General features: G+C 61.8%; 8 protein-coding genes and 1 pseudogene. All 9 read left to right on the plus strand.

Annotated elements, in window-relative coordinates; translation table 11 throughout:
* The first annotated feature begins 416 nt into the window (after positions 1-416).
* The 9 genes and pseudogenes from HWX62_RS26765 to HWX62_RS26805 all read left to right on the plus strand — a co-directional run bounded on the left by HWX62_RS26765 (position 417) and on the right by HWX62_RS26805 (position 12,147).
* The gene (locus tag HWX62_RS26765) at positions 417-1,385 is read left to right on the plus strand and encodes a glycosyltransferase family 4 protein (protein ID WP_175930062.1); all 969 of its coding nucleotides are present in this window, start codon (positions 417-419) and stop codon (positions 1,383-1,385) included.
* Positions 1,386-1,620: 235 nt separating this feature from the next.
* Positions 1,621-3,666, plus strand: a pseudogene (locus HWX62_RS26770) (glycosyltransferase family 2 protein).
* A 4-nt stretch (positions 3,667-3,670) separates the two neighbouring features.
* Positions 3,671-6,211, plus strand: a complete 2,541-nt coding sequence (locus tag HWX62_RS26775; protein ID WP_175930060.1) for a glycosyltransferase family 4 protein — start codon at positions 3,671-3,673, stop codon at positions 6,209-6,211.
* Between the two features lie 227 nt (positions 6,212-6,438).
* Positions 6,439-7,275 carry a glycosyltransferase gene (locus HWX62_RS26780; protein ID WP_244136100.1) on the plus strand — a complete coding sequence of 279 codons (837 nt, stop codon included), beginning with the start codon at positions 6,439-6,441 and terminating at the stop codon, positions 7,273-7,275.
* 100 nt (positions 7,276-7,375) lie between these two features.
* On the plus strand, positions 7,376-8,359 hold the full coding sequence (locus HWX62_RS26785) for a glycosyltransferase family 4 protein (RefSeq protein ID WP_175930058.1): 984 nt from the start codon (positions 7,376-7,378) through the stop codon (positions 8,357-8,359).
* A 1-nt stretch (position 8,360) separates the two neighbouring features.
* Positions 8,361-9,410, plus strand: coding sequence for a glycosyltransferase (locus tag HWX62_RS26790; RefSeq protein WP_175930057.1), 1,050 nt, complete (start codon positions 8,361-8,363; stop codon positions 9,408-9,410).
* A gap of 27 nt (positions 9,411-9,437) precedes the next feature.
* Positions 9,438-10,028: a histidine phosphatase family protein gene (locus HWX62_RS26795; protein ID WP_175930056.1), complete on the plus strand. Its 591-nt coding sequence runs from the start codon at positions 9,438-9,440 to the stop codon at positions 10,026-10,028.
* Complete coding sequence (locus HWX62_RS26800) at positions 10,025-10,900, plus strand: hypothetical protein (RefSeq protein WP_175930055.1); 876 nt, start codon at positions 10,025-10,027, stop codon at positions 10,898-10,900. Before HWX62_RS26795 ends, HWX62_RS26800 begins: the two co-directional genes overlap by 4 nt.
* 173 nt (positions 10,901-11,073) lie before the next feature.
* Positions 11,074-12,147 (plus strand): phytanoyl-CoA dioxygenase family protein, encoded by a 1,074-nt coding sequence (locus HWX62_RS26805; protein WP_175930054.1) that lies wholly within the window; start codon positions 11,074-11,076, stop codon positions 12,145-12,147.
* Positions 12,148-12,153 lie beyond the last annotated feature (6 nt).

Genomic DNA, 12,153 nt, shown 5'->3' on the forward strand with positions numbered 1-12,153 from the left:
CACGCCGGGCGGCCTGCCGGCCCAGCCTGCGGTCGAATCGGTGCTCCCGTTAGAACAATCAGCGCGTATTGTATGCTGCACCGGCCGCCGCGACGGCATTCCGGGCCGGGCCGCTCCGTCGCTCTGGCGTGCGTGAACACCATGCGAGCCGTGCTGGCAAAGGTAACAGGACGTTGCATCGCTCGACGCCATGCACGCTTTCCTGCACGCTGTGTCGTTCGCAATCCCCGCTTCCCGCCTCCGTTCACGGCCCCTGCCGACGCTTTGTATGCGCCCCGGCAACGCGCCCCATTCTCAGCCGTCCCGTGCGCACCTACAATGTGAACTTTTCGGGACCCCCGAATTCGCGAGCGTAGTGTCTCGTCACACACGCGGATAATTGGGTCCAAATCAGAAACACAGAGATCGAGCCGTCTATGAAAGTGCTGTTTGCCACGTATCCGATGGCGTTCCATACCCCCGGCGGCGGAGAAATCCAGTTATTGGCCTATCGCAAGCATCTGCCCGCTCATGGTGTGGATGTGACGCTTTTCGACCCCTGGAACCCGCGTTTTCTCGAACACGACGTGGTTCATTTCTTTTCATGCGTCGGTGGCTCAGTACATTTCTGCAACTTCGTCAAGCAACTGCAACTGCCGCTCGTCGTGTCGTCGAGCCTATGGGTCACCGAGGACACGAAGCACCTGTACCCGATGGGCGAAATCCATCACCAGTTCTCTCTGGCTGACCGCGTCGTGACCAATTCGGACATCGAATCCGATACGCTTGCACGCGTATTCGAACTGCCGCGCGAAAAGTTCGTCAGCGTGCTGAACGGCGTCGAACCCATTTTCTACGACCGCCAGCCCGCGTTGTCATTCAGGGATGCGTTCGATCTGCGCGAGCGCTTCATCCTGAACGTCGGCAATATCGAGCCGCGCAAGAACCAGCTCGCGCTCGTTCGTGCCATGAAATCGTTCCCTGAACTGAAGCTCGTGCTGATCGGGCATCAGCGCGATCAGGCCTACGCACGTGCCTGTCTCGAAGAGGGCGGCGACCAGGTCGTCTATCTAGGCGCACTGCCGCACGAGTCGCCGATCCTGCGTGCCGCCTACGCGGCGTGCGAGGTGTTCTGTCTGCCCAGCACGCTGGAAACGCCCGGACTGGCAGCCCTCGAGGCGCACGCGGCGGGCGCACGCACCGCGATCACGCGTGTCGGTTCGACGCAAGAGTACTTCGGACACCATGTGACGTATCTCGATCCGAACGACGTCTCCAGCATCGCCCAGTCGATCCGGCTCGCCATGACCCTCGAACCCGCCGCCGCACGCCCCGAGCGGGATCTGTCGTGGCAGGCCGTGCTCGCACCGTTGAAGACCCTGTACACATCGCTTTCGCCGGCATGATTGTCCTGATCCACGCGGCCAGCCACGCCAGCCTCACCGCACGCTCGTCGTCCTGATTCGCACGCTGCGCGCGCGAGGCAGTCTCCTGCCGCCCCTAACAGCCATCCATCGCACTTCATCGAACATGAAACTCGAACTGCAACCGCTAAACAACGTTGAGGCATCGTCGGATGCCGCATACTCGTGGAACGCTACGACGAACGACCCGCAGTTCGCAATCGTTGGCTGGGAGCACATGCGGGGACGAACCGTCCACGTGTCGTTCACGCTGTCGACCGGCGAGATGCCGCGTACGCCGTGCATGCTCTATGTCGACAAGGGCGACGGCATGTCGGAGCAAAATGCAGTCTGGCTGCGTGTCGACGCCAACGGGAAGGTCGATCAGACCATGTCTTTCCCGTGGACCCTGCGGGCGGTGCGCTTCGATCCGATCGCGTTCGCCGGACCGTTTTCGGTCGGCGATTTCACGCTGACGGTCGACGAAGCATCGTTGCCGTTCGGTGAACCGAATGCCGCGGCACTCGCGCAATCCGACGCGGCCGCAACGGCCGCCCCGGCACTCGCACCGACATACGAGAACTGGATTTCGATCAACGAAGTGGCAGCGGAACGCTACCCGGCGCTGGTCGAATCGATGCAACAGTGGCATCGCCAGCCGCTGATCAGCATCGTCATGCCGACGTACAACTCTCCGGCCCAGTACCTGCGCAAGGCGATCGACTCCGTACGCAATCAGGTCTATACGAACTGGGAGCTCTGCATTGCCGACGACAATTCGACGCAGCCCCACGTGAAGGCGATCCTCGACGAATACGCCGCACACGATCCGCGCATCAAGATCGCCTATCGCACCACCAACGGCCACATCAGCGCGGCAAGCAACAGCGCACTGGCACTGGCCACCGGCGATTTCGTCGGCCTGCTCGATCACGACGACGAGCTGCATCCGCTCGCCCTCTACTATGTCGCCGAGCTGATCGACTAGGATCCGCAGGCTGCGCTGATCTATAGCGACGAGGACAAGCTCACGGTCGACGACCGACGTTACGAACCGTATTTCAAGTGCGACTTCAATTACGACCTCTTCCTCGGTCAGAACATGATTTCGCACCTCGGCGTGTACAAGACCGACATCCTGCGCCAGATCGGCGGATTCCGGGAAGGGCTTGAAGGTTCGCAGGACTACGACCTCGCGCTGCGCGTGATCGAAGCAATCGGGCCGGGCGCGATCCGGCACATTCCGCGCGTCCTGTATCACTGGCGCGTGCTGCCGGAGAGCACCGCATCGAGCGTCGACGCAAAGCCCTATGCCGTCATCGCAGCCGGCCGCGCCGTTCAGGAGCACCTGACGCGATGCCACATCGCAGCGAAGGTACAGTCCGCCGATGGCGCGTCGATGTATCAGCGGGTCGTCTACGCCCTGCCGGAAAACGAACCGCTCGTCGAAATCATCATCCCGACCCGCGACGGGGCGAATCTCATCAGACAATGCATCGACTCGATCCGCAATCTGACGACGTACCGGAACTACCGGATCACGATCATCGACAACGGTTCGGAAAAGCCGGAAACCTTCGAACTGTTCAAGAGCTACGGCAGCGATTCGCGCATCCGTGTGGTGCGTGACGACTCGCCATTCAACTATTCGGCGTTGAACAATCGCGTCGCGCTCGCGAGCAGCGCCGATTTCGTCTGCCTGCTGAACAACGACATCGAGGTCATCACGCCGGACTGGCTGAGCGAACTCGTGTCGATCGCGCAGCAGGACGGCGTGGGCGCCGTGGGTGCCAAGCTGCTCTACCCCGACGATACGATCCAGCACGCCGGCGTGTTCCTCGGCATGGGCGGGCTCGCCGGCCACGGCCACAAGCACCTGCCGCGCCACGCGCCCGGCTACTTCTGCCGCGCGGCACTGCGCAATGCGGTCAGTGCGGTGACGGCGGCCTGCCTCGTGATCCGCACGAGCATCTATCGTGAAGTCAACGGTCTCGACGAGGACCTCGTCGTCGCGTTCAACGACGTCGATTTCTGCCTGCGCGTACGCGAAGCCGGCTACCGCAACGTGTGGACGCCGTTCGCCGAGCTGTATCACCACGAATCCGTATCGCGCGGCTACGAAGACACGCCAGAGAAGATGGAACGCTTCGTGAAGGAAATCGATTTCGTGAAGAAGCGCTGGGGCAATGCGCTGTGGAACGACCCGTTCTACTCGCCGAACCTTTCCATCGATTCGACGGAATTCGTGATCACGATGAGCCCGCGTCTTGCCAATGCCGAATAACACCATGCACTTGACCAGAGACTGGGCAACCGAACACCGACATCCGTCACCCGCTGCGCTTTTCTCGCTGCCGAACGCGGTCTACTTCCTGCTGAAGTTCCGATCCGATCTCGCGTCCTTCGAGCACCGCACGGTCGAAGGACGGATGACGCTGTACTTCTGGTGGAAAGCCTACGGCGAGCGTGACTATCCGGACTTCGAATGGCTGCTGGACGACGCGGATACCGCGTACATGCGGCAACTGAGCGTCACCACGCTGCTCGAGAAATTCCCCCGCGCGGTGAGCTTCTGGCTGGCGGGCCACGCGACTGGCCTGCTGGACGACGGCGCCCTGCTCGACGCACTGCTCAAGAGCGACTTGGCGATCGGGCCGACCCAGGCTTGGCTGCCACGCTTCATGTCTCTGCTCGTCGACTCCCGGGCGGATTTGCGCATGCACATCGATCTCGGCACCTTCTCCGGCCAGCTTGCATCCCTGAGCTGGTGGGAAACGCACGGCCAGTTCGAGTATCCGCGACTGTCCTGGTCATCCAGCCCCGTATGGGATCGGCTGAATGAACTGGGCCTCGAGCAGGAGTCGACATCTATTGGCGTTCCCGCGTTCCTCGAACTGCTCGTCGACAGTCGAACCGATCTGCGCGCGAACCTCGACACGAAGACCTTCGGTGGCCGCTTCAACGCGCTGCTCTGGTGGAGCGAACACGGCCGGTTCGAATACCCACGGCTCGTCTGGCAAACGCAACCCGTCATCAATCGCCTGAACGAGATCGAGCCCGACGATCAGGGGACCCTCATCGACGTCCCGCGCTTTCTGGCGCCCCTGGTCGACAGCCGTGAGGACTTGCGTCTGCAGTTCGACCTGTCGACGTTTACCGGCCGCCTGAACATGCTGTTTTGGTGGAATGCGCACAGCAAGCGCGCGTACCCGCGACTGCGCTGGTCGACCGCACGGATCTTCGATCGGCTCAACGAGCTCGACGACGGCGATGCGCGCGGCCTGTTCCGCGTCCCGGCGTTCTTGTCGCGGCTGATCAACAGCCGTCCCGATCTGCGACCGCTGTTCGACGTCGAAACGTTCCAGGGACGGCTCAATGCGATGAGATGGTGGACCGAGCACGGTAAGCGCGAATATCCGGGGCTCGAATGGCACGTCCAGGACAGCGTCGGCGACTTGATGCAGACAGCCGCGCCGTCCGGCGCGACGATCGCCCTGCCCCGCTTCCTCGCGTCGATTCATGCTAGCCGACCGGATCTGGTGGCTGCCTTCGACGTTGCGACGGCAGACGGCGCACGCGCGCTGGTCGCCTGGTGGCAAGCGTGCGGCAAGAACGAATATCCGCTCCTCCAGCAACTCGACGTGGTGGTGCCCGACGGCAGCGAGCGGCCCCTCGTCTCGATCAGCGGTGGCTCGCTGCAAGCGCTCGCGCGCCCGTTCGGCGTGAATATCGTCGGCTTCCCGCAGGGCGTCCTCGGCCTCGGCGAGGACGCGCGAATGGCCGCGCAAGCGATGCAGCTCGGCGGTTTCGACGTGGCGCTCGTCAACGCGCCGATGAGCGGCCCGAGCAGGATCGACATGTCGATGAACCATTTGCTGCGCGACGATCTCGCGTATCAGGTCAGCCTGTTCTGCCTTCCGCCGCCCGAAATGGTCCGACTTACGCTTGAAGGCGGACGCCGGCTCGTCGAATCGGACACCTACCGAATCGGCGCATGGCCATGGGAGTTGCCTCACTGGCCGAGCGCGTTCGGCCCGGCGGATGCATTCGTCGACGAGATCTGGGCTCAGAGCCATTTCGTCGAAGCCGCCTATACGCGGCTCGGCTCGCCCCGCGTAAAGCATATGCCGATGGCCGTCGTGATCCCCGAGCCCCGCGAGATCGATCGAAAGCGCTTCGGTCTGCCCGAGCATGACTTCCTGTTCTACCTGATGTTCGACGGCAACTCGTGGCTGACACGGAAAAACCCGGTCGCCGGCGTGATGGCATTCAAGCAGGCATTCGCCCGGGAGACGAGCGGTGTCGGTCTCGTCGTCAAGGCAATGAACGTGCGCGACGACGATCCGACATGGCGGCAGGTCCGCGAGCTGGCCGTCGCGGATGACCGTATCCATATCGTGTCCGAACGACTCGACCGGCAGGACACGATCGACTTCATGGCAAGTTGCGACGCCTATATTTCGCTGCACCGCAGCGAAGGCTTCGGCCGCGTCATCGCCGAAGCGATGGCGCTGGGCCAGCCGGTCATCGTGACCAATTTCTCCGGCAATGTCGATTTCTGCGACGAGGAAACGTCGCTCCTGGTCGATGGCGAACTTGTACCGCTGCGTGCCGGCGACTATCTGTTCCATGAAGGGCAATACTGGTGCGATCCCGACATCGGAATCGCGTCTAAACAGATTGCGCGGGCGTTCGGCGACGCAGCGCTGCGCGAACGTATTGCCCGCGCGGGTCGCGCGCGCATCAAACGGGATTATTCGATGGCCGCCGTTGCGCGTGCCTATGAACAGCGCCTGAACGAGATCCGGCAAATGGTGGGGAGCCAATGAGACTGCTGATCTGCGCTCCCGACATTTTCGACGGCGACGCCGTCGGCAATCATTGTCTCGGACTAGCCGAGATGGCTGCTCGTGCCGGTTGGAATCCGCGTACGTACGCGCAGCGCTTCGATGCCGCGACACCGCACGTCCATCCGATCGAATCGCTGTTTGACGACGTGACGAGCGATGATCTGCTGTTCGTCAGCTATTCGATTTTCGATCCGTGCCTCGAACGGTTGCTCGCGCTGCCGTGTCGGAAGATCTGCTATTTCCACGGCGTCACCGATCCCGCCCTCCTGCGCGAATTCGAGCCGGTCACGGCCGAATACTGCGAGCAGGCGCTCGCGCAACTGCCGCAGCTGGCGAAATTCGATACCGTCGTGGCAAATTCCGCCTATGTGGCGCGCGGTCTCGCCGATCACGTCGACGTGCCGGATATCGTCGTCATTCCGCCCGTGTTCACGGACTTGCCGACCTTCCGGTACAACGGGACCGCGCGCCATCCACCCACCCAATTCAACATGCTGGTGCTGGGCCGCGTCGTCCCGCACAAGCGCGTCGAGGATGCGATCGAGGTACTTGCCCGGGTGGTGGCCGATGGCGTCGACGCGACGATGACGATCGTCGGCAGCATGCCGAACTACGATTACAGCAAACTCCTCCTCAAGCGCGCGCGCACGCTCGACGTCCTGGCCCGTGTCGATTTCACCGGCATGGTCGACGACGCCGATCTGCTTTCCAGCTACGACCGCGCATCGCTCCTACTGTCGATGAGCCGGCACGAAGGATTCTGCATCCCCGCGCTCGAGGCCATGTACCGCGGCATACCAGCGGTGGTGCGGGCCGGGCACGCCGCGGCCGAGGTGGTGGGCGACGCCGGGCTCGTGATCGGCGAATCCGAAACGGTCGACCGGATCGCCGGGCGAATCGTCGCACTGCGCGCCGATACGTCGAGCTGGGATGCATTGACGAACCGCGCGCGCACGCGCGCGGGCGAATTGCTCGAACTGACCGCATCCCGGCACTGGGAACACGTGCTCGAGCGCGCCTTGCACGGCAAGGAGGCGTCATGAACGCATCGCGAGATCGCGACGCCATCCATGGCCGCCAGATCGGGCACGTCGATACGTGCGGGGCAGAAATACCGGTCTTTACCACAGAGGGGCGTCGTACATGAGCGGCATGAAGATACTGCTGACCACTTACAGCACCGCGTTTGCAACCAGCGGCGGTGGCGAATCCGAGATGGTCCAGGTGGCGGAAATCCTCAACGCATCCGGCGTGCATGCGGACATCTACGGCATCGGCAGCCGCCCGTTCAGCTTCTACGACAGCATCATGCATTTCTCGGTCCACGCGGACGGCGATGCGATGATCCGCGAGGCGCGGCACCGCAACAAGCCGATCTTCCTGTGGCCGAACGTCTGGTGGAATGAGCAGCCGTCGGCATCGGAGCTCGAGCGGATCCCGAAGGTTTGCGACACGGCAACCAAACTGCTGTTCAAGTCCGAGTCGGAACTCCAGAACTTCAACCAATACGTGGACGTGCCCGCGGGTAAGGCGGAGATTGTTCCGGCATGCGTATCGCAGCGCTTCCTGACCCCCGCCGATCCCGATCTCGCGTCGGCGGTGTGCAGCGCAAGCGACTACGCGCTGTGTCTCGGCCTGATCGAGCCGGTCAAGAATCAGTTGCAGCTCATCCGCGCGCTGAACATCCTCGGCATGAACGGCGTGTTCGTCGGCGGTGCCCGCGATGACGCCTATTACGAGCAGTGTGTGCAGGAAGCGCACGCCGGCATCGTGTTCCTGCCGTTCGTGCAGCCATGCAGCGCGCTGCTCCGGTCGATCATCGACAACTGCAGCGTTATGGTCGAAGTCAGCAACGATCCGCCCGGGCGCTCCAGCCTCGAGGCGGCGATCATGAAGAAGCCTATGGTGCTGGCGGATGGTCCGTGGCAACGGGAGCACTTCGGCGGCGACGTGGGGTACGCACCGCCGGACTCCGCCGAAGCGTTGGCAGCGGCGATCCGGGAGAGCCTCGACGCCCCCGATCGCGACCGCAAGATTCTGACAACGTACGAACGCACGGTCAGCCGCCACTCGGCAACGACGGTCGGGCAACAACTCGTCGAGCTACTGGAACGAGAGGACATCTGACATGAGCAGTATTCCTCGGCTGCTGGTTGTCCAGCGGATTTCGCTATCCCACGACAAACTGATGTCGCGGTCGATTGCCGCGCGTTTCGGCCCGCTGTTGACCTACATGGCCAATGCGGGAATGATCGAATGGGAAGAGATCGTCGAAAGCGACGTCACGATCAGCCAGTTGCGGCGTTTCGATGCAGTGCTCTTCAACAAGCACACGTCGGCGCGCGCGGTCGACATCATGAAGATGGCGAATGATCTCGGGTTGAAGACGATCTACGACATGGACGACTGGATCATCGACCTGCCGATGTACAGCGTCACGGATCTCAGCGACGACCTGCTCGCCAACATCATGTGGATGGTACGCCACGCGTCCGTCGCGACCGTCTCGAACCGGGTGCTCCAGGAGCGCCTCAAGCGCATTCGATCGACCGTCGTCGTGATTCCGAACGGCTTCGACCATCACCTGTTCGAGCAGCACGATGCACCATGGCGCGAAGCCTGCCCGCCGCGCATCCTGTTCTCGAACACGGACGGCATCAAGCTGGTTCATTTCAAGAAGGGCTTTCTACGTGTCGTGTCCGAATTCATGGAGCGTCATCCGGAGGCGGAACTCGATTTCTGGGGCGACCGGTTCCCCGAAATGTCACGCATCCCCCGCTTGCGCGCGAACGGCTTCCTGGACAACGTCGCGTACAAGCAAGCGATTCGCGATGCCGGCTATCTGTTCGCAATCGTGCCGCTCGGCGGGCGCGAAGATCCGGATGCACTGTTCTTCAACAGCTGCAAGTCCTGCATCAAGTACATCGACTACGGTAGCCTCGGCATCCCCGGCATCTATTCGCGCACGCCAGTCTACGAGGATGCAATCACGCACCGCCGGACGGCATTGCTGGTCGACAACAACGTGGACGACTGGCAAGACGCGCTGGAGGAGATGTACCGGGACGCGGCACTGCGAAACGCACTGCGCGAGGCCGCGCATGAAGATACGCGAGCGCGCTTCGGGCTCGATCGTCCCGCGCAGACATTCATGCAACTGTTGCTGCAGGATGCGTAATTTCCGACCGATGGAATCGAGGTGTGTATGGATCTGTTGATTATTCGTCATGGCCAGTCGAACGCGAACGCGAACGGCCTGCTGATTTCTAACGACCAGGACGAATTGTCCGCACTGGGGCGCAGTCAGTCGGAGCGACTGCGCGACACGCTGGCTCAGCTCGACTACGCACCGTCGCGTGTCATCAGTAGCCCCTGGCGCAGGGCGCGGCAAACAGCCGAGACGATCTTCCAGCGTCAATCGATCGAATTCGATGCACGGCTAGCAGAAACACATCCGGGCGTCTTCGGTACATGGCTCGAACGCGATTTCAACGCCACTTACCCGGAATTCAACCGCGACATCCGCAATACGTACGAAGGCGGCGAATCTCACTGGGACATGACGGTGCGTGTTCGCTCATGGACGGACGAAACCGTTCGCCCTGCCGCCGCCGCACCCGGTCTGCTGGCGGTAGTCGCGCACGGCGGCCCGATCAGCGTGATCCTCCAGCATTTGCTCGGCGTACCGATCGAATCGCATTACCCGACGTTTACCGTGCCCAATGCGTCCTTCACCTACCTGAAGTGGCGTCCGGATCTCGAACGATTCTGCGTCGAGCGGCTGGGACACGTATGAGCGCCGACGTCGCAATCTTCGAGCCCGTTTTCGGCGAGGGCACCCAGCGTGTCGATCCCGCATTCGTGCCGCTGCCGTTCGAGAATGCCCGACCGGAATGGCGCGAACTGCAGATCATCCTTGAGCTCTACCGGAGCGACGCCCATCGGCAGCACACGCATACGGGATTGTTTTCACCGAAATTCGGCCTCAAGACCGGGATTCCTGGCGAGCAGTTCCTGCGCTTCGTGCACGACAACGCGGCGGCGGACGTCCTGTTCATCAATCCGTTCCCGCAGATCGCCTACTGGTCGTACAACGTCTGGATGCAGGGCGAATGCGCTCATCCCGGCATCGTCGACGCAGCGCAAGCGCTGCTCGACGCAAGCGGCATCGAGTTGAACGTGTGCAACATGCCGCGCAACGATCTCCAGTCCCTCGCCTACTGCAATTTCTGGGTCGGCAATCAGGCATTCTGGGATCGATACGTGGGTCGCGTGCTGGAGCCGATCGCCGCCTTTCTCGAAAACGAGCCGGAACATCCCGCCGCGCACGGCGTGATGCAGGATACGATCCACACCGACCAGGCGCCGTATCTGCCGTTTATCATCGAACGACTGTTCAGCACCTACCTGGCCAGCTGTCGTGAACTGGACGTGCGAGCCTATCCGTTCACCCCCGCGCAGATCGAATCGCATTGCATCAACGCGTTCGAGCGCTTGCTGCTCGAGCGCATGCGCGACGACGTGGACGCAGCCGACCGCGGCCCCGCCTTTCCGCCCGAACTGGTCGGGCGCATGGATCTGGTATGCAGCCTGTGGCAACAGCATTTCTTCGACTTCTACAGCGTCCACCCGCATCCCCATACCGGCCGCCCACTGGCTCCGTCGTGACAGGCGCGCGGCCTCGGACCCAATGCCGAGCCATTGACGCACGTTCCGGCAAACCGGTGGGCGTTTCATGCACGGTTCGTCATGAACGCATCGACCCCGCGCTGCGTATGTCGGAACATATTGGAACGATGTAATATCCTCGCTTTCGGTTGAATAATGAAAGCGAGGAGACAATGTCGCAAACGCCTTTCATCAATCCGCTTCCGGGCGTGCCGGATGTGGAGTCCCCATTTTTCGACGAAATATTCGCAACCAAGAATGCGTCCGACGAGGTCATGCGAGTGGCCCGGGATTTGCGCGAAAAGGGCTATGCCATCATCGATTTCCCGGATCCGAACTTCAATGAACGGGCCAACCGGATAAAGGCCAGGTTTTCCGAGCAGTTCGACTTCGATCACTGGCGCAACGAACTGTGGAAAATCAATGAAGGGCTTCGCATTCAGGATGCGTGGCAAACCGACGAAGACGTGCGCGCCATTGCGTCGAACCCGGTCATCCTCGACCTGCTCGGCCAGTTGTACGGACGCCGCGCGATACCGTTTCAAACGTTGAATTTCCCGGTCGGGACACAGCAGCCCATTCACAGCGACAGCATTCACTTTTCCTGCGTCCCCGAGCGATTCATGTGCGGTGTATGGGTGGCGATGGAAGATATCGACGGCACCAACGGTGCGCTGGAATATTATCCGGGCAGCCATTCGCTGCCGATCTACGTCAACGAGCATCTGGGTGTGTGCTCCACCACCCAGCACAAACGAACCGGCCACTACGGACAGTATCTGGATCTCTGGAAGCAGCTGATCAAAAAGGCGGGCATCAAGGCGAATACCTTCCACGCACGGAAAGGGCAGGCGCTGATATGGGCAGCCAACCTGTTGCACGGCGGATCCAAGCAGACCGATCCGGCAAGGACCCGCTGGAGCCAGGTGACACATTATTATTTTGAGAATTGCGTTTATTTCACGCCGGTCATTTCGGACCCGGCATTCGGCAAGACTCACTATCGCCAGATCAAAGACGTCACCTCCGGAAACGTCCAGCCCAATATCTATTCCGGGCAGGAGGTCGACAGCGAAGTCATCGAACGCAGCATGTCGAACACGTTCGACAAATACTTCAACAGCGTTCCGGACGATTTCGATCCCGCTGGGTATCTGGCGGTGAACCCGGACGTTGCCGACGCCGGTGTCGATCCGGTCGCGCACTACCTCGAGTATGGTCGGCGCGAGGGGCGTCGCTGGGCCTGAACGCGC

The sequence above is a fragment of the Burkholderia sp. BCC0506 genome (assembly GCF_902833145.1).
GTDB lineage: Bacteria > Pseudomonadota > Gammaproteobacteria > Burkholderiales > Burkholderiaceae > Burkholderia.

Bases quoted from the DNA above. Each gene is read 5' to 3' on its own strand.
- HWX62_RS26790 (WP_175930057.1), top strand. From the start codon at position 8,361: ATGAGCAGTATTCCTCGGCTGCTGGTTGTCCAGCGGATTTCGCTATCC.
- HWX62_RS26795 (WP_175930056.1), top strand. From the start codon at position 9,438: ATGGATCTGTTGATTATTCGTCATGGCCAGTCGAACGCGAACGCGAAC.
- HWX62_RS26775 (WP_175930060.1), top strand. From the start codon at position 3,671: ATGCACTTGACCAGAGACTGGGCAACCGAACACCGACATCCGTCACCC.
- HWX62_RS26800 (WP_175930055.1), top strand. From the start codon at position 10,025: ATGAGCGCCGACGTCGCAATCTTCGAGCCCGTTTTCGGCGAGGGCACC.
- HWX62_RS26805 (WP_175930054.1), top strand. From the start codon at position 11,074: ATGTCGCAAACGCCTTTCATCAATCCGCTTCCGGGCGTGCCGGATGTG.
- HWX62_RS26765 (WP_175930062.1), top strand. From the start codon at position 417: ATGAAAGTGCTGTTTGCCACGTATCCGATGGCGTTCCATACCCCCGGC.
- HWX62_RS26785 (WP_175930058.1), top strand. From the start codon at position 7,376: ATGAGCGGCATGAAGATACTGCTGACCACTTACAGCACCGCGTTTGCA.